This window comes from Nocardia sp. PLKS1-43 (assembly GCF_059510335.1).
Genome location: NZ_JCAJZQ010000001.1, coordinates 306,678 through 324,977, shown reverse-complemented (window position 1 = coordinate 324,977; position 18,300 = coordinate 306,678). Strand labels below are relative to the sequence as shown.

17 protein-coding genes are annotated in these 18,300 nt (G+C 68.4%); 5 read left to right on the top strand and 12 right to left on the bottom strand.

Annotated features, from left to right (window positions below; genetic code table 11):
- Positions 1–162: 162 nt before the first annotated feature.
- A complete protein-coding gene (locus tag AC5WS7_RS01520) occupies positions 163–861 on the bottom strand; it encodes a DUF8020 domain-containing protein (protein WP_495952505.1) in 699 nt (232 codons plus the stop codon).
- Between the two features lie 240 nt (positions 862–1,101).
- Between AC5WS7_RS01520 and AC5WS7_RS01515 the strand changes: the two genes are divergently transcribed.
- From AC5WS7_RS01515 to AC5WS7_RS01495, 5 genes are all read left to right on the top strand, one after another.
- Entirely contained in the window at positions 1,102–1,893 is a 792-nt protein-coding gene (locus AC5WS7_RS01515; protein ID WP_495952504.1) for an enoyl-CoA hydratase/isomerase family protein, read from the top strand.
- Positions 1,894–1,919: 26 nt separating this feature from the next.
- On the top strand, positions 1,920–2,891 hold the full coding sequence (locus AC5WS7_RS01510; RefSeq protein WP_495952503.1) for an ABC transporter substrate-binding protein: 972 nt from the start codon (positions 1,920–1,922) through the stop codon (positions 2,889–2,891).
- 90 nt (positions 2,892–2,981) lie between these two features.
- Complete coding sequence (locus tag AC5WS7_RS01505) at positions 2,982–5,330, top strand: CaiB/BaiF CoA-transferase family protein (RefSeq protein WP_495952502.1); 2,349 nt, start codon at positions 2,982–2,984, stop codon at positions 5,328–5,330.
- Positions 5,331–5,357: 27 nt separating this feature from the next.
- Complete coding sequence (locus AC5WS7_RS01500) at positions 5,358–6,305, top strand: quinone oxidoreductase family protein (RefSeq protein WP_495952501.1); 948 nt, start codon at positions 5,358–5,360, stop codon at positions 6,303–6,305.
- On the top strand, positions 6,302–7,846 hold the full coding sequence (locus tag AC5WS7_RS01495) for an AMP-binding protein (RefSeq protein ID WP_495952500.1): 1,545 nt from the start codon (positions 6,302–6,304) through the stop codon (positions 7,844–7,846). Before AC5WS7_RS01500 ends, AC5WS7_RS01495 begins: the two co-directional genes overlap by 4 nt.
- 74 nt (positions 7,847–7,920) lie before the next feature.
- Here AC5WS7_RS01495 and AC5WS7_RS01490 read toward each other — a convergent pair whose 3' ends face one another.
- From AC5WS7_RS01490 to AC5WS7_RS01440, 11 genes are all read right to left on the bottom strand, one after another.
- Positions 7,921–8,736 carry an IclR family transcriptional regulator gene (locus tag AC5WS7_RS01490; protein ID WP_495953704.1) on the bottom strand — a complete coding sequence of 272 codons (816 nt, stop codon included), beginning with the start codon at positions 8,734–8,736 and terminating at the stop codon, positions 7,921–7,923.
- 222 nt (positions 8,737–8,958) lie between these two features.
- Positions 8,959–9,798, bottom strand: a complete 840-nt coding sequence (locus tag AC5WS7_RS01485) for an alpha/beta fold hydrolase (protein ID WP_495952499.1) — start codon at positions 9,796–9,798, stop codon at positions 8,959–8,961.
- Positions 9,798–10,118, bottom strand: coding sequence for a ferredoxin (fdxA, locus tag AC5WS7_RS01480; protein WP_495952498.1), 321 nt, complete (start codon positions 10,116–10,118; stop codon positions 9,798–9,800). Before fdxA ends, AC5WS7_RS01485 begins: the two co-directional genes overlap by 1 nt.
- Positions 10,119–10,122: 4 nt before the next feature.
- Positions 10,123–11,133, bottom strand: coding sequence for an NAD(P)/FAD-dependent oxidoreductase (locus AC5WS7_RS01475; RefSeq protein WP_495952497.1), 1,011 nt, complete (start codon positions 11,131–11,133; stop codon positions 10,123–10,125).
- A 152-nt stretch (positions 11,134–11,285) separates the two neighbouring features.
- Positions 11,286–12,071 (bottom strand): class II aldolase/adducin family protein, encoded by a 786-nt coding sequence (locus AC5WS7_RS01470; protein ID WP_495952496.1) that lies wholly within the window; start codon positions 12,069–12,071, stop codon positions 11,286–11,288.
- Positions 12,072–12,082: 11 nt separating this feature from the next.
- Positions 12,083–12,919: an ABC transporter permease gene (locus tag AC5WS7_RS01465; protein WP_495952495.1), complete on the bottom strand. Its 837-nt coding sequence runs from the start codon at positions 12,917–12,919 to the stop codon at positions 12,083–12,085.
- Complete coding sequence (locus tag AC5WS7_RS01460) at positions 12,916–13,722, bottom strand: ABC transporter ATP-binding protein (RefSeq protein ID WP_495952494.1); 807 nt, start codon at positions 13,720–13,722, stop codon at positions 12,916–12,918. Before AC5WS7_RS01460 ends, AC5WS7_RS01465 begins: the two co-directional genes overlap by 4 nt.
- The gene (locus AC5WS7_RS01455) at positions 13,722–14,696 is read right to left on the bottom strand and encodes an ABC transporter substrate-binding protein (RefSeq protein ID WP_495952493.1); all 975 of its coding nucleotides are present in this window, start codon (positions 14,694–14,696) and stop codon (positions 13,722–13,724) included. The genes AC5WS7_RS01460 and AC5WS7_RS01455 overlap by 1 nt, the downstream gene beginning before the upstream one ends.
- A 315-nt stretch (positions 14,697–15,011) precedes the next feature.
- Positions 15,012–15,884 carry an alpha/beta fold hydrolase gene (locus tag AC5WS7_RS01450; RefSeq protein WP_495952492.1) on the bottom strand — a complete coding sequence of 291 codons (873 nt, stop codon included), beginning with the start codon at positions 15,882–15,884 and terminating at the stop codon, positions 15,012–15,014.
- Positions 15,881–16,849 (bottom strand): DODA-type extradiol aromatic ring-opening family dioxygenase, encoded by a 969-nt coding sequence (locus tag AC5WS7_RS01445; protein ID WP_495952491.1) that lies wholly within the window; start codon positions 16,847–16,849, stop codon positions 15,881–15,883. Before AC5WS7_RS01445 ends, AC5WS7_RS01450 begins: the two co-directional genes overlap by 4 nt.
- Positions 16,849–18,192: a M20 family metallopeptidase gene (locus AC5WS7_RS01440; protein ID WP_495952490.1), complete on the bottom strand. Its 1,344-nt coding sequence runs from the start codon at positions 18,190–18,192 to the stop codon at positions 16,849–16,851. The genes AC5WS7_RS01445 and AC5WS7_RS01440 overlap by 1 nt, the downstream gene beginning before the upstream one ends.
- Positions 18,193–18,300: the final 108 nt, after the last annotated feature.

Here is an 18,300-nt window from a genome sequence, read left to right as displayed (position 1 = left end):
CCACCGCACACCGACCGTGTCAACGGGTGTAGCAGCCGAGTACGCCGGTACCCGCGCGAAAGCGGTTCTCCCCGGTGATGAGCGCTTGCCGCATCGGGCGGCAACGCGGCCGGCCCCGGCGAAAGCCGGGGCCGACCTGTGTTCCCGTGTCCTGCTCGGGCCCTACTTGGCCGGGCCGGGGAGGGGCTGGTTGATGGTGCTGAAGTACTGGATCGCGGCCCCGATCGCCACCGGAGCGGTGATCAGGATCTGGCCCGCGAGCGTACCCAGCGCGCCGACGGCGACGATGCCGCCGAGACAGCCCACAGCCGCCGCGGGAATGAATCCGCCGAACAGACCGACGATCGCCGCCGCGGCCACGGTCGCACCGGCGATACCGCCGAGCACACAGCCGAGCGCGCCGCCACCGAGGCCGCCGACCAGGGTGCCCAGCGTGGCGCCCATGGTGATCGTGCTGGTCAAGCGTGACCAGGCGGCCTGCTCACGGTCGTACGGGGTCTTCCACGGCGCCGTGTTCTCGAACGGCAGGGCGACCGGCTTGTAGATCGCGTGCGCCAGATCGAACTGCGGCGTCAGCGTCGCGGTGCGACCGGCGATGTCGGCCCGGATCGGGAATTCGAAGTCGTCGACCCGGAATTTCAGCGGCATGCCGGCAACCACGGTGCCGTTGGCGGCCTCGATCTTGAACACACCATTCTGGACGACCATCGAGCCGGCATCGGTCGTGACAATGGACCGGGTATCGGTGGCGTGGGCGGTGAAGCCGACCGCGTTCTGCGCCGGGGGCGAAGCGGCGGCGGAACCGGAGGCTATCCCGACCGCGGCCACCAAACCCGCAGTCGCGGTGACGATTTTCCTCATCTTCGTGTTTTTCCTCTCGGTGAGACCCACATCACTTCCGGGTAGGAAGTGCTGGAACGGTGCCCGAGCGGCTCACGCGCGGTCAACGCATTCGGTCCACTCAGCTGACCGGCCGACTTCGCAGGCTGGTCGACGTCGCCTCCGGTTTGCTCAGCGGACCTCATTGGTTTCCGAACCGGGATGACTGCTCGATACTCACTCGTCGACGCTCCCGCTCCCACATATCGAGGTAGGCACCAGATGCCCGAGAAGATCGAACAATTCACCGGCTTCCTGCGACCGGCGATATCGGACGGAGTCGGGACCGTCACGATCGACCGGCCGCCGGCCAACGCCTTCGATCCCGCGATGATCGCGGAGTTCCTGGAGGTGCTCGCGCCGCTGGTACAGGACCCCGAGGTGCGGTGCATCGTGCTGCGCGGTACCGGCAGGTTCTTCGTGGCGGGCGCAGACATCGCGGTCATGCGCGAACTCACCGAGGCCACCCAGCGCGCGATGCGGCCGTGGGTCGAGGTTCAGCGCATGCTCGAAACCGCGCCGAAGCCCGTCCTGGCCGCCCTCAACGGCCATGCGCTCGGTGGTGGAGCCGAACTCGCGCTGGCATGCGACATGCGGGTGATGACGGAGTCCGCGACTATCGGCTTTCCGGAAATCTCGCTCGGGCTGTTCCCCGGCGCGGGCGGCAGCCAGCGCCTGCCCCGGCTACTGGGTGCGCACCGGGCGAAACTGCTCATGATCGAGGGCACCCGGCTCACCGCCGCGGAAGCGCTGCGCATCGGATTGGTGGACCGCGTGGTTCCCGACGGCGAATTCGACGAGTGCGTCCGCTCGACCGCGCACGCCCTGGCGGTGAAGCCGACTCGCACCATCGATCTGCTCAAACGCGTTGTGCGCGAAGGATCTTCATTACCTCTCCAGCAGGCACTGGAGCTCGAGTTCCTCGCGGTGCTCGAGCTGATCCGGACGTCCGACGCCGCGGAGGGGCTACAGGCGTTCCTCGACAAACGCCCGCCCACTTTCACCGGTCGCTGACCCACGAATCCGAAGGAATCATCCACATGCTCAGAGTTTTCCGGCGATACGCGGTGGCAGTGGTGGCCACGGTCGCCGCAGTCACGATCACCGCCACCGCGTGCACCCGTCCGGCCACCCAGGCCGTCGGCAACGCGGGCGATCTGGTTCGCATCGCGGTCGGCGTCGACCCCTCCTATGCACCGATCTTCCTCGCGGACAGCGAGGGAATGTTCGCCAAGGCCGGGCTGAAGGTACAGGTCATCCAGACCGAGGGCGGCGCGGCAAGCGCGCAGAACGTGGTGGCGGGCACCTCGGAGCTGTCCGGCAACGCGGACTCCACCGCGATCACCGTCATGGCCGGAAATCCCGGACTCCGGGCACTCGGCGTGTACGAGGATTCCGATCGGTATTTCCGTGTGGTGCTGCGCAAGGGCGTGACGCCGCAAACCATCCGGAAGATGGGCGTCTTCCCGGGCATCGGGCTGTACTTCACCGACCGCTACCTGCGCAGCGTGGGGCTGGATCCGGCGTCGATCGCCCTGGTGACGACCAGTCCTCCCGAGCAGCCCGCCCTGCTGGCACGCGGTGATATCGACGGGTTCATCTCCTTCGATCCGTGGGTCTCGCGCGCGGTGGCATCGGACGCTCGAATCGCCGGGACGACAGGCGATTTCGGCGCGAAGTACTCGCAGTGGCTGCTGGCCTCACAGAGCTGGCTCTCCGGCCACGAGAAACTCGCCGGACAGGTGTTCCGGGTGATCTCGCAGGCCGCGGGCATCATCGCGGCGGATCCGGACCGGGCGTCGAGAGCGGTGGCCAAGGCCATCCGCATGGATCCCGCCGACGCGCGCGGCCAGGTGACCCAGATCGATTTCAAGGGACGCGATTTCACCTCCGCCGATATCGGGCAGGCCCGGGAATTGGTGGACTTCTTCCGCGGTCAGGGAAAGCTGAGCGGGCCGATCGACCCGCAGCAGGTCATGCTCAGCGGCTGGTTCACCCGCAACGCGCAGTAACAGAGTCCCATCCCACCTTCACCGGCCCCGGCCGTCGTGCCCGGTGCGGCACCGCGGGAGGGCTCGCACACCGTACGGAATGGAGTACCAGTGGCCGAATCGCCTGTCCGCGTAGTGGAACTGTCGAGCCCGTTCACTCGATTCGCGGGGCGGATACTCGTCGGCCTGGGCTACGAGGTGATCCTGGTCGAGCCCCCGGCGGGCGACCGGTCCCGTGGTGAACTCGGCGGATACGCGTTCGCCCACTGGCACGCGGGCAAGCGGTCGGTCGTGCTGGATCCGAACACCGACGACGATCGGGACGCGCTCGCGCGTCTGGCCGCGAGTGCGGACATCCTGCTCGACGGCACCGATGCTCGATCGAAACCTCTTGTGTCCAAGCATGACTCGCTCGTACACGTCCGCGTGACGCCGTTCGGCGAGTCCGGCCCGCACAGTGCCTGGGCGGCAACGAATCTCACTGTCGCCGCGATGGGCGGCATGATGGCGCAGGTCGGTACGCCCGACGGTCCGCCGCTGTGCCTGCCCGAAGCCCAAGCCGAACAACTGGCCGGGGTCAACGCGGCAATCGGCGCGCTGCTCGGCCTGCGCGCGCGGCGCTTCGGGCCGGCGCCGTTCGTCGACATCTCGGCGCAGGAGTGCGTCGCGGCGAGCCTGGAAGCCGGCACACTGGCGTACCTGCACGAGGATCGCGTGCCCGGCCGCCCGGGGCGGGTACACCCGCTGGTGCCGCACGGATTGTTCACCGCCGCAGACGGTTTCCTCGGCGGCGGGCTCGGCGGCAGTCCCCGGATGTGGGACGAGACGTTGCGCTGGCTGATCGAGGAGGGAGCGCAGGAGGATCTGGACGACCCGCGCTGGAGCGATCCGGTGGAACGGAAAATCCACCAGGATCACATATTCGCTGTGCTGCAACGCTTTCTGGCGAAATGGCCGAAGGAGGAGTTCGCGGTCCGCGCGCAGGAGCGCAAACTGCCGTGGGCCGCGGTGGACGGACCCGCCGAACTGCTGCTCAATCCGCAGCTGAACGACCGCGACTTCTTCCTGGACGTCGTCTCCGGCAGCGAGGTGACTCGCGATCTGGGCTTCGGCTTCGCGTTCCCGGAGGGACGGCGGATCCGCGAACTCACCGTGCCCCGGCTCGGCGCCGATCAGTCGCTGATACCCGAAAACCGCTGTGCCCCGGTCTCGTTCCCGAAACACGAGCCAGATCCTGGCAGACGCAGCCTCGACGGCGTCCGGGTGCTCGATCTGACCTGGGTCCTGGCCGGCCCCTACTGCACCAGGATCCTCGCCGATCACGGCGCCGAGGTCATCAAGGTCGAATCGCTCGGCCGCCCCGATCCGACGCGCTTCTCCCCCGCGATGCACCTGTCCCGCGGCCCGCACGACGATCCGGACACCAGCGGGTACTTCAATGACGTCAACCGGAACAAACGCAGTATCGCACTCGACACACGCACGCCCGAGGGCCTGGCGGTGCTCGCCGATCTGATCGCCGCCAGCGATGTCGTGATCGAGAACTTCAGCTCGTCGGTGATGAGGAAGTTGGGACTCGGCTACCAGCGGCTTCGCGAACTGCGCCCCGACATCGTGTACGTCTCGATGTCGGGCATGGGTCACACCGGACCGCGCAGCGGCTGGGTGTCGTACGCGGACATCGTCGCCGCCAGTACCGGTCTCACGGCATTGACCGGTTGGGATGCCGATGACGTGGTCGGCGTCATCTACGGTCACGGCGATATCGTCGCGGGACTGCAGGCGGCCACGGCCACCCTGGCCGCCCTGGAACATCGGGACCGCACCGGCCGTGGCCAGCATGTGGACCTCTCGCAGCTCGAGGCGATGGCCGCGCATATGGGCACGGCGGTGATCCGGTCGACCGGAACCGGCCGGATCCCCGAACCCAGGGGGAACACCGACGACACCTGCGCGCCGCACGGCATTTTCCGCTGCTTGGGCACGGATCGCTGGGTCGCGATCGCGGTTCGCGACGAGACCGACTGGCGCGCCCTGTGCGCACTGATCGAACGTCCCGAATGGGCGGGTGCCGAGGACTTCCGTACCGCTGAGCACCGCAGGACGCGCGATCCGGAGATCACCGCGGCCATCACCGCGTGGACGAGAACGCTTCCCGCCCAGGCGGTCACCGAGGCAATGCAGAGTGCGGGCGTGCCCGCCGGGCTGGTGCAGGACGGCCGGGATCTGGTCGAAGCCGATGCCCATCTGCGTGCCCGCGGCTTCTACGTGCGGCGTACGCATCCGCGTGCGGGCGCCTTCCTGCACGAAGGCGTGCCCGTGCGGCTGGATCGCGCGGGCGGCGAAATCCGTTATCCCGCACCGCTTCTGGGTGCCGACACGGATTCGGTGCTCGTCGGCGTACTGCGGTACCCGCCGGACCGTATCGCACAACTGCGTGCACGATCGGTCCTTTCCTGAATCGCCCATTTCTATCGAAGGAGAACCATGCGCGCCGCCCGGCTGCATAGTTTCGGTGAGGCACCCGTCCTCGACGAGATCGACATCCCCGCCCGGAGTGCGGGCCAGACGCTGGTACGGATCGACGCCGCGGCGCTCGGCCATCTCGACATGACCGTCGCGAGCGGAACTTTCGACATCAAGCCGCCGCTGCCGCACATCGGCGGCACCGACGGGGCCGCGACCGTCGTCGAATCGGACACCTTCGAGCCCGGGACCCGGGTACTCGTCCGCGGCGGCGGCATCGGCCTGACCAAGAACGGTTGCTGGGCAGAGTATCTCGTCGCGGCGGACAAGGCGTTCACGCCGTTCGACGCCGACCTTCCGCCGGAGGTGGCGGCGACCTTCTTCCTGCCGAGCACCACCGGGTACGTCGCCGTACACGATGTCGCCGAGGTTCGCGCCGGGGAACGGGTCATGGTGTCCGGCGCGTCGGGCGCGGTCGGTTCGATGGCCGCCCAATTCGCCCTGCTCGCCGGCGCGGGCGAGGTGATCGGCGTCGTGCCCCGGCCGGACCAGGTGCAGTTGCTGCCCACCGGAGTCCGCCCGGTCGTCGGGCGCGGAGCCGAGCTGGCCGAACAACTCGGCGACGGGCCCGTCGCCGAGGTCCTGATCGATACGCTCGGCGGTGATTCCCTGCCGCCGCTGCTCGAGCGCGTCGCGCAGGGTGGCCGGGCCGCGCTGATCGGCTACACGCTCGGCACCGAACTGACCCTCGATCTGCCCAACTGGTTGCTGAGCGATGTGAAGATACTGCCGGTCAACATGATTCGCAAGGGTGCTCGGCAGGCCGAACTCGCTCCCGCACTGATCGGCAGGCTCGCCGCGGGCGAGGTGCACCTCGCGGTGCAGCGGTTCGCGCTCGACGACATCGCCGACGCGCTGCGGCTGATGCGCGCGGGCAAGGTGGCCGGGCGCGCTGTCGTCGTGCCATGACCGGGGTCGACCCGGGGCTTCCGGAGGCGATGACCATTCCCGCGCTGCTCATCTCGCGGGCCGGGCAGTGCGGGGACCGGATCGCCGTGCGCGCCGGTCCGGTCGCGGTGAGTTATCGCGAACTCGCGGGCCGGGCGTCGTCCATGGCGGAAGCGCTTCGCGCACAAGGTGTCCGGGCCGGGGACCGGGTCGCCGCGCTGATGGGCAATCGGCTCGAACTCGTCGATCTCCTGCTGGGGTGCGCCTGGCTGGGGGCGGCCGCGGTCCCGTTGAACGTGGCACTGCGGGGCGGGGGGCTGCGCCACGCGCTCGCCGAGTCGGCGGTGCGGTGGTTACTCGTCGAATCCCGGTACGCCGCAGAGGTCGAGGCGACAGGGTATGCGGGCCGGTGCTGGATCGCCGGCTCCGACGCCGCCCCGCGCAGCGGTGCGGTGGCCGCAGATCCATACTCTGCTCCGGCACCGGTCGGCGACCTCGACCTCGCCGCGGTGTTGTTCACCTCCGGTACCACCGGTCTGCCCAAGGGCGTTCGCTGCCCGCATGCCCAATTCCTGTGGTGGGGTGCGGGAGTCGGGCACTCGCTCGGTCTGCGTGACGGTGATGTGCTGTACAACTGCCTGCCGCTGTTCCACACCAACGCCCTGGGCACGCTGTTCCAGGCGCTGGTGTGGCGCGGCACTTTCGTACTGGGAGAACGGTTCTCGGCGAGCGCCTACTGGGCGCGGGTGCAGGAGTCCGGCGCGACCGTGACGTACTTGCTCGGCGCCATGGTGGCCATGCTGATGAACCGGCCGCCCGCACCTGCCGAGCGGGCCCATCGGGTCACCCGGGCACTGGCGCCCGCCACCCCGGCGCACCTGTACGAGCCGTTCCGGAACCGCTTCGGCATCGACCTCGTCGACGGATTCGGCAGCACCGAAACGAATCTCGTCATCGGGTCGCCGCCGGGCCGCCGCCGCGACGGGTTCATCGGCACGGTGATGGATGGTTACCAGGCCGCCGTCGTCGACGGCGATCGTCCCGTCGCCGACGGCGCGCCGGGCGAGCTGCTGGTGCGCAGCCTGCGTCGGGGTGGATTCGCGGCCGGGTATCTCGGCGAGGCCGTCCCGGCGCAGGGCGGCTGGCTACGCACCGGAGATCGGGTCGTCCGCGACGCCGACGGCTGGTTCCGCTACGTGGACCGGCTCAAGGATGTGATCCGACGACGCGGCGAGAACATCTCGGCGACCGAAGTGGAAGCGGTGCTGTCCCGGCATCCGGACGTGGCACAGGCAGCGGTCTTCCCGGTGCCCTCCGAACTCGCCGAGGACGAGGTCATGGCCGCGATCGTGCCGCGCGAGCGGACCGCGATCGACCCAGCGGCACTGCTGCGCTTCGCCGAACAGCATCTGGCCTACTTCGCGCTCCCCCGCTACATCGATCTGGTGCCGGTGCTCCCGCTCACCGAGACGGGCAAGGTGCGCAAGCAGGAACTACGCGCGAACGGCATCGGGCCGCGCACCTGGGACGCGCGGCGCAGCGGATTCCGGCCGCCCCGGTAGGCCAGGACCAGCATCCGCCCGACACCTGGGATGCCTTGCGGCGCAGCGACTTCCGGCTCACGCGAGGACCGGAGTCAGCGCCCGCACCCGTTGAAGGAGCACATCGCGGCACTGCACGCACCCTCGCGCGGCGCCGCCTCGCCCGGTGTATGCGTGCAGCGCATCGCCTGCAGTGTTCGCGTGATGCCCACGCCCGCGGTTCGCAGGGCGCCGGTGATCCGGCTGACGTTGAGCCGGGCGGTGGGCGCGGTGACCGACAAGGCGCCCGCCAGCACCCGCGGGCCGCTGAACACCGGGACGGCGACGCTCATGTACCCGAGCCGGGTCTCCTCGACCTCGACCGCTAGTTGTTCCTTGCGCATCCGCTCGAGCTGTGTGCGCAGCACGCCGACCGACATGGTGGTGCGGCGGGTGAGCGCGGTGAATCCCTGCTCGACGACCTCGTCGAACACCGACTGCGGCGAAAACGCCAGGATGATCTTGCCGGTGGCCGTGCAGTACAGCGGCAACCGGCCCGCCACCCGGGACTGCTGGTTGAGTCCGCGGTGGCCGATGATCTTCTCGATGTAGAGCACATCGATCCCGTCGCGCACCGCGAAATGCACCGTCTCCTGGGTGGCCAGCAGCAGATCCTCCATGTACGGCAGCGCCGCGTCACGCAGGATCCGCTGCCGAGGCACGAGCTGACCGAGTTCGAACAACCGCAGGCCCAGCCGGTATTTGGTGCCCGCTCGCTCGAGCAGGCCCCACTCCACCAGCTCGCCCGCCAGCCGGTGCACCGACGCTTTCGCCACGCCGCTGCGCCGGGTCAGCTCGGTCAGGGACAGATCGCCGCACTCGCTGTCGAACGTGTCGAGGATCAGCCGGGCTTTACCGAGCACCGAGGACATATCGGTCCCGGCCTGGGCTTCCGCGATCGGCACTACCGGTCCGACTCCACCGGATCCTCGAGTAGCTGTCGTCAAGGGGTACCTCCTGGTGGGTCGGGGCGAGCGAGACGTCGACGCGGTCGACGCCAGAAGCGGTTCGCTCACCTGATGTCGTGACGGTACGGGCCGGATGCGCTGAGATGCACGTCACACGGTTCGCTCAGTGGACCCGTTCCACAGTGTTTACATCGGAGTGTTTACATCGGGCGCGGTGACCTCGGCGGATGCCAGGAACTCTCGCGTCACCGAAGCTACCGCCGGGGCCTCGCGCTCGATGAGCGCGACCGTGCCGTTCTCGATCACGACGCTGCGCACCGAGCGGGCCGCGACGAGGTGGGCGCACAGCACGGGCAGATTGGGCATCGAGAACGGATCCTTGCCCGCGCCGATCAGGAGCACGGGGACGGTCACCGAACCGATCCGGTCCTCCATGCGGTAGCGGGCGCATGCGCGGTGCCCCTCGGCCGGGTCGACGCCGGGGGCGAGGGCGTCGCGGACGAACCGGTCCAGTAGCCCCGCGACCGGTTCCGGGTAGTACGGCCTGCGCAGATCCCAGAGCGTCCGCAGATGCGTCCCGTCCTCGCTCTGCCGGGCGCGGTCCACACCGGCTCCGTCCGCGTGCTCGGCACGATAGCGCTCGTCCGTCCATGGACAGGACGACAGCATCACCGCGGCGATCCGTCCGCTGTCGGTGGCGGCCAGCTCGAGGGCCACCGCGGCGCCGGTGTGGTGCCCGAGGACCGCGGCCCGCTCGACCCCGAGCGCGTCGAGCAGTTCCCACGCTCCCCGGGCGTAGTCCTCGATGGACTGCGGCGCGGGCAGTTTCGCACTCGCGCCGAAACCCACCATGTCCATCGCGATCACGCGGTGCTCGCCGGCGAGCAACGGGATCAATTCCCGGAATTCGTCCCAGGAGCGAGGCGTCTGGTGCAGCAGGAGCAGCACCGGACCGCTCCCCTGCTCGGCGTAGTGCAGCTGACCGAAAGATGTTCGCGCGTAACCGAATCGGATGTTCTCGTGCATCAGTACGCCGCCACCATCGGGGTGTCGACGCCGATCGCGTCGATCTTCGCGGCGCCGCCCGGATTGCCCAGCGGCTCGCTGCGGGTCGGCAGCACCTCCAGGAAGAACCGCTTGTTGTCCTCCTTGAATTCCGGCGCGGCCTTGCGGTCCACCGTGATCGCTTCGACCGGGCACGCCAATTCGCATGCGCCGCAGTCGATGCACTCGTTCGGGTTGATGTACAGCTTGCGCTCGCCCTCGTAGATGCAATCGACCGGGCATTCCTCCATGCACGAGCGGTCGGTGTAGTCGATGCAGGCCTCGCCTATCACGAATGCCATGTGCTCAGTCCTCCTGTTCGGTGGAATGTCCGGGGAAGATCTCCGCGTCCGGATCCAGCACGGCCGCCGCGTTGTTCACCGCGGTGGCGGCCTCCCCGAAACCGACCGCGATGAGCCGGACCTTCCCGGGATAGTCGGTGATGTCCCCGGCCGCGTACACGCGCGCGAGGTTGGTTTCCATCCGGGTGTTCACCACGATGTGCCGGGAATCGATGTCGAGCTCCCATTCGGTCAGCGGACCCAGATCCGCGGTGAAACCCAGTGCGGCGATGACGGATTGGGCCGGCAGCGTGGTCGTGGACCGGTCGAGTTTGTGCGCGATGTCGACCTCGGCGATCCAGCCGTTGCCGCGCACGGCCGCGACATCGGCGTTCACCAGTACCCGCACCGAGCTGTCGTGCACCTTGGCGACGGTCGACTTGTGGGCCCGGAATCTGTCGCGGCGATGGACCAGGGTGACGGAGTTGGCGATCGGCTCGAGATGGACGGCCCAGTCGAACGCGCTGTCGCCACCGCCGACGATCACCACGTCCCTGCCCTCGTGCACCGACAGGTCGGGGACGAAATAACTCAGTCCCCGGTCGAGGAAATCGAGCCCTTTCGCCAGGGGCCGCGGGGTGAAAGTCCCTATGCCGCCGGTGATCACAACCGCACCCGCGGTGATCGTGCGCCCCTTGCTCGTCCCGACCACCGCATTGCCCGACGCGTCGTAGGACAGGCTCAGCGCCTGCTCCCCGAGCAGATACACCGGGTCGAACGGCGCGGCCTGCGCGAGCAGCCCGTCGATGAGCTCGCGGCCTTTGACCGCGGGAAATCCGGCGATGTCGAGGATGGACTTCTCCGGGTACATCGCGCTCACCTGCCCGCCTGGCTCGGCGAGCGCGTCCACCACGGCGACGCGCAGCCCACGGAAACCCGCGTAGTACGCGCCGTAGAGTCCCGCCGGGCCGGCGCCGACGACAAGGATGTCGACATCGAGTTCGGTGGCGGTCGAGGGTAAGGACGATTCGTTCACAGTAAGAACGCTAATCAGATTGCGGCTCTTGATAAATGAACTCGGTCCGGTCAGCAGACTCCGTCCGGATCGCGCGTCCGGCGCACGAAACGGGCCCGGCCGCCACACGAAGTGGCCGCCGGGCCCGGCGGACGCAGACGTCGGATCGCGACTCAGGCGGCGAAGAGTTCCGGCTCCTGCGCCGCGATCTTCTGGATGATGGTCGAGTACGCGAACCAGCCGACCTGCTCGGTGCCCACCGCCTCGTAGGTCCGGGCCGCGATCTTGTCGTGCAGGACAACGGGTTCCCCGGCCGCGCGGGCGGCCAGTTCGGCCTGCATCGAGCGTTCCATCGACACGTACCACCACACCGCGCTCTCCACCGAGGTGCCGACCGTCAGATGTCCGTGGTTGGTCAGGATCACCGCCTTGTTCGCGCCGAGCGACCGCGCGATGCGCCGGCCCTCCTCCTCGTCCAGCGCGACGCCGTGGTACTCCCCGTAGATCGAGTGGTCGTCGTAGAACGCGCAGGCGTCCTGCGTGATCGGGGACAGCGGGCGGTGCAGCGAGGAGAACGCCTTGCCCTGCAACCCGTGGGCGTGCACCGCGCCGATGACGTCCGGCCTTGCCTCGTGCACCTTCGAGTGGATCACGAACGCCGCCCGGTTCAGCGGGCCCCGGCCGGACAGGATGGTGCCGTCCGAGGCCACGTGCAGCAGTTCGTCGGGCATCACCATGGCGAAGTGCCGGCCGAAGGGCGCGGTCCAGAACGTGTCGGGGCGTTCGGGGTCGCGTGCGGTGATGTGCCCGGAAATGCCCTCGTCGAGCCCGAACCGCGACAGGATGCGGTAGCCGCCGATCACCGCGATCTTGCGGCGTCGCCGTTCCTGGTCGAGGTCGCCCGATTCCGGCCGGGCCGGAATCCCGGCCAGTTCGGTGATGGTGCGAGCCTGATCCATTGTGGCCCTTTCTATTTGACGCCGTACCGGGACAGGAATCTGGCCGAGAGCAACCGCAGCACGCGGTCGAAGACGAACCCCATGATGCCCAGCACGATGATCCCGACGAACGTCCAGTCGATCCGGCCGTAGTTGCGGGCCTGCCAGATCATCGAGCCGATGCCGCGGTCGGCGGCCACGATCTCGGCCGAGACGATGGTCAGGAAGCTGTTGCCCATCGCCAGCCGGGCGCCGGTGATGATGCCGGGGACCGCCGAGGGCAATACCACCGTCTTCATCAGTTGCAGCCGGTTCGCGCCCAGGTTCGTCGCGGCCTGGAGCTTGTTCTCGCTGATCGCCACCGTGGCCGCGATGGTGCTCACCGTGACGATGAATACCGAGGTGTAGAAGATCAGCACCACCTTGGACGTTTCGCCGATGCCGAACCACACCACCGCCAGCGTCACGAAGGCGATCGGCGGGATGAAACGGAAGAACTCGATGTAGGGATCGAGCAGCTGGCGCACGACGTTGACGCGCCCCATGAGAATGCCGATCGGGGCGCCGATCACGACACCGAGGCTCCAGCCGAGCAAGATGCGCTGCGCGGACGCCGATACGGACGCCCACAGCACGCCGCGCTGAGTGAGTTCCACCGCCGCCGACCACACCTGCACCGGCGAGGCGATGGTCGTCGGCCCGTACCACCAGGCGAGGAAGGACCACACCGCCAGGCCCAGCACCCCCGAGCCCACCCACAGCAGCGCGGTGCGGGTCACTCGCCCCGCCGCCGACAGCGATCTGCGCTGTGTCCGTTTGACATTCGCGTTCCCGGCCGGCGCGGCGGGGCTCTGCACAATGGCGGTCATAGCTCGTCCTCTTCGATCCCTTGGTTCCGCAACGACGCGACGACCTCGGCGCGGATGTCGTCGCGCAGTTGCTCGTACAGACCGATCACGTCCGGGTGGGCGCGATCGCGCGGTCGGGGCGCGTCGACCTGGTAGACGCTCTTGATGCGCGCCCGCGGTCCAGCCGACATGACCACCACGCGGTCGGCGAGGGTGAGCGCCTCGTCGATGTCGTGCGTGACGAAGACGACCGTGCAGCCGGTCTGCCGCCAGATCTTGTCCAATTCGATCTGCAGGACCTGCCGGGTCTGCGCGTCCAGGGCGCCGAACGGCTCGTCCATCAGGACCAGCGAGGGCTGATTGGCCAGCACGCGGGCGATCTGGACGCGTTGGCGCATACCGCCCGAGAGCTGCGACGGGAATTTCTCACCCGAGTGCGGCAGGCCGACCATGGCCAGGTACTCCGCCGCGATCCGCGCCTGTTCGGCCTTGCTCGCCCCGTGCATGCGCGGTCCGTAGGAGACGTTGCGGCTCACCGTCATCCATTCGAACAGCGCCTCCGAACTCTGGAAGACCATGCCCGCGTGCGGATTACCGCCCTTGACCGCCGTACCGTCACAACGGATCTGTCCCGCCGTGGGTTCGATGAAGCCCGCCATCGACGACAACAGGGTCGACTTTCCGCAGCCGCTGGGGCCCAGGAGGCAGACGAATTCCCCCTCCCGCACCCGCAGGTCGATTCCCGAGACGATATCCGCGGCACCGAAACTGATTCCCAGACTTTCGATTTCGACGGCGACGCCGTTGATTGCTGTCACACTCATTACGCACTCTTCTTGTACCAGTCGGTGAGCATCGCCGACTTCAGGTCCGGTTGGTCGCTCAGCGCGCCGATCTTCTTGTAGAAATCGACCACCGACTGTGCCGAATCGATGTCCTGCGCGGTCAGATTGTGGATACCGAAGTCGATTTCCTTCACCGCGGTGATGGTCTGGTCCTCGGCCACATTCACCGCGGATCTGGTCGCCGCCGCCGCGGCCCGCGGATCGGATTCGACGCGCTGGGTGGCCTTGTCCAGAACCTGGGCGACCTTGCGCGCGGTGTCCTCGTGCGCGGCCAGCCACGGCTGGGTCGTGATCGCCCAGTGATGGTAGAGCCAGTTGTAGTCGCCGGTCCGGGCCACGACGTGTCCGGTGCCCTGGCTCAGCGCCGCGGCGGGCCACGGCTCCCACAGCACGTATCCGTCGATGTCGCCACGGCCCAGCAGCGCGGGCATGTCGGTCGGGGTGGCGGTGATCATCTTGACCGAGTCCGGCCGCACACCATGCGCTTCGAGATACTTCTCCGTGGAGATCTGGCTCAAGCCGGGAACGATACCGAACTTCTGGCCCGCGGCCGGCGCGTCGAGCCCGTTGCGCAACACCACCTTGATGTAGTCGCCGGAGGACTCGTAGGAGTACATCGCCCGCAGCGACGGATTCTCCCGCAGCTGCGCGATGGTGGTGGTGTCCGAGCTGCCCGCGATCTGGACCTGTCCGGTCGACAGGGCGTCGACGGCCTCACCGCCGCGACCGAACTGCACCAGCTGCACATCCAGGCCCGCCTGCTTGAACAGCCCCTCGCGGTCGGCGACGAAGAACGGCGCGTAGGAGGCGTCGATGCCCACCGCGATCCGGAGCGGACCGCCCGCCGAGTCGGCGGTGCTGTGTGTGGCCGGGCGGCTGCACGCACCGGCGGCCATCGTGGCAAGGACTACCGCTGCCAGGGCAGCGCTACGGAATCGAGATCGCCAGGCCATATACCGACACCTTCGTTCTGTGATCTGGGCCGCATTCCCGCGGCGGTGGAAAGCAACTTAGCCATGTGCGCAGGGGCTGAAAATCATCTCGGTCCGCCGAACGGACCGAGCGCGACGGCCTTACTTCGACGCAACATTCATCAAGATCACCGCACGAATTCGGGAAACGCCGTCGCAACATTCCATTTGTGGCGAAGTTTTTTCACCGGGTCCGAGCAGTCGATCGTTCACCCGTGCGGACTCGGGCACAAACGCGCGGTGGCCGGTCACGCATCAGGTGCGTGACCGGCCACCGATATCGGCACCGCCGCGGTCTCAGGCCGACGCCTTGGCCTTCGCGGACGCCTCGGCCAGGAATTCCAGGCTCAGCGGGTTGTACCGCTCGGCTTGCTCGTGCTGGGGCCAGTGGCCGCATTCGGGGTAGAGTTGCAGCCGCGCACCGGGGATGTCCTCGGCCATCTTCTTGGCCTCCGGGACGTCGCCGAAGGGGTTCTCGTGGCCCCAGACCACCAGCGTGGGCGCCTGGATGCGGGCGAGCCGGTCCGGCCGCAGCAGGTTCCGCTGCCGAATCTCCATCTCCTGCAAGGACAGCAGGTTGTGGATGTTGGCGACGAAATCGGGCTGATGATAGATCCGATGCCGCACTTCGACGAGTTCCTCGGTGGCGTCGGCCGGATCGTGCATCAGCAGCCGCAGCCGCTCGCGGGTCAGTTGAATGTCGTTGCTGCGCACCGCTTTCGTGGTGGAGGTCTTGATACGGTCCATGATGGCGGGGTTCGCGACCGTGCCGCCCGCGGCGAGCAGTTGCAGCGACAGCACCCGCTCGGGCAGCTCGCTGGCCAGATAGGCCGCCACCCAGCCGCCGAGCGACTCCCCCACCAGATGTGCGCGCTCGAGGCCGACCGCGTCCAGGTAGCCGACGAGGTGCTCGACGTAGCGCGGGATCTCGTAGGGATAGTCCGGTTTGCCGGTGTAGCCGTGCCCGAGCATGTCGATGGCGTGGCATTGGTAGTGCGGCGCATGCGCCGGGATGTTGCGCGCGAACGCCTCGAGATGCCCGCTGGTGCCGTGCAGGAACACCACCGCTTCCTCGCCCGCGCCGGCCCGCAGCGCGCGGGTGGGGATTCCGTTCGCATCGATGTGCGTCAGGCTGAAGTCGAGCCCGGCCAGTTCGTTCCAGATTGTCATGATCGTGTCCTTCGTGTGGTCGAGTCGGATTGTGCGGGGTCGAGAACCGCGACGCCCATTCCGGTGAGCCATTCCGGAATCGCCTCGTAGGCAAGGCGTTCGGCGGGGATGTAGTTCAGGATCGCGGCCATCATGAGCCAGGTGCGCAACTCCTGCGCCCCGTTCCCGGCCGCTTGCTCGATATAGCTCGTGGTGTACTCGGCGAGTTCGGCCGCCTTGCCCGCCGCGAAGAGGTCGAGCAGGTGATCGTCGAATTCGGGCGTGATGGCGGCCTGCGCGGCCCGGATGATCTCGCGGCGGCGCACGTCGTAATCGGACCAGTTCTCCCGGCCGTCCAGCCACGCCCGGACCATGAAATCCTCGTCCTCGCCGTGCGGATCGCGCCAGTCCGGCCAGGGCAGCCGGTGCGAGAGCCCGCCGGAGGCGATGACCACGACCCGCTTGTCCGGTGCGAAACTCGCGATCGCCGCCCGGATCGCGGCGGCGAGTTCCGCACACCGCCCGAAGGTCGGCAGAGGCGGCGCGAAAACGTTCACCACGAGCGGCACGATCGGCACCTCCAGGCCGTCCAGCAGGTACTGGATCGCGTGGGACTGCCCGTGATCGATCTGCAGCCGGGCCGAGTACGCCAGATCGAAACGGCCGCTTTCGATCACGGTGTTCGCCAGGTGACGGGCGAACTCGGCGTCGACCGGCTGCGGCCCCTTCGGAGTTCCGGATTCGCCGCTGGAAATACATTCCCCCACACCGAGAGTGAAGGCCGGGATGAGGTCCAGCCAGAACCCGCGGAAGTGGTTGGAGCCGATGATCAGCGCGACATCGGGCGCGGCGGCCGCGATCCGCTCGCGCGCGGTGTGCAGCGCGTCCCGGAAACGCTCGGCTTCGGCCTTGTGCGTGGTCTGCTCCCAGTGGGTGTTCATCAGAGTGCTGTGCGAGGCTCCGACCCCCAGCACGATCGTCGCCATCAGGCCGTCCCTACTTCCTCGAGGTCGCGGGTGACCGTGTCGAGGGCGACACGGATCAGATATTTGGTGAGCTTCTCCGCCGCGCGCAGGTCGACCGTGTTCATGCCCATCGCGAAGTCGACCTCGAACGGCGCGTCCACGACCTTCGGCATGCCGACTCGCACGGTGGGAATTCCGCGGCCGCGCAGGATGTTCGCGTCGGTCGCGCCGCTGGCGTCGCGGAACTCCCGGTGCGCAATCCCTTCGGCCGCTTCCCACGCCTCGATGGCCTTGCGGCACAGCCACATCCGCGGATCCGACCCTTCGCCCGGGATCGCCAGGATCTGCTCCACGTCGACCTGGGCATCCAGGTCGGCGGCGATCCGCCGCACGGCCGCGAGCAACTCGCGTTTGGCGGCGGTCGGCGTGGTGCGCGGGCTCAGGCGCAGATCGACCATCATGCGCACGCGGGCAGGGGTGAACGACGCGGTGCGCTCCCATCCGCCCCGGATGTTCGCCACCATCCCCTGCGGTTCGACGAGCCCGTCGTGGTGTGCTCGGGAGTACCGCGGAAACCACTCCTCGAGCCGGCCCGCGACCGCCCCGGCCAGGGCCACCGGGTTCCGGTACGGCAACCGGTGGCGCGAACCCACATAGGTGTGGCTGCCGTGCACCGTGATCTCGAACCACGCGAGCCCGACCTCCTCCCACGAAACGGTCCATCCCGGCTTGGCGATCAGGGCGTAATCCGCCCACACCCCCTGTTCCAGCAGGAATGAGCAGCCGACGCCCTGGCCGGTGTTCCGCCGCGGATTACCCACGCCGGGACGGGCATTGGTCGGCATGCCGCCCGCCCCGAACCCCAGCAGCAGATCTCCGGTGAGCGGCACGCCGGCCGCCCGGATCGCCTCCCCCGCGGCCAGCACGCAGGCGGCGTGCCCCTTGGGATTGGAGGCGCCCAACCCGATGACGTAGTCCTGGACGACCGCGGCTCGCGCGATCATGTCCGCGCGCAGCGATTCACCGGCCCACGGCAGGTCTTCGCCGGGATCGCCGGTGGTCACGGTGTCGATCGGCGCGTACAGCAGCAGGTCCGGCCCGGTGCCGTCGCCGCGCACCCGGCCCCACGAATTGGCTTGGCGGTCATCGAGATACATCGTTCGCGCCTCGATGTCCGCGGCGGCCAGCGTGGTGGTGATGTGCCGGGCCAGCGGCGCCTCGTCGCCCGTGGGGCTCGCGATGTCGACGAGTCCGGAAACCAACTCGCGCAACCGATTCCGGTTCACCCGCGCGCAAGCCGCCTCGACCCAGCGGCGGCGCCGGGTGTCCAGCCCGGCCAGCGCGTCCGCTTCCGCGACAGTCATCGGCGGACCTGGTGTACCTGGGTGTTGCTGCGCCGCAGCAGAAACCGCCATGCGGCGGGCGCGCCGCCGACGGCCGCGCCGCCCGCGACGAACGCGATCAGTGTCTTG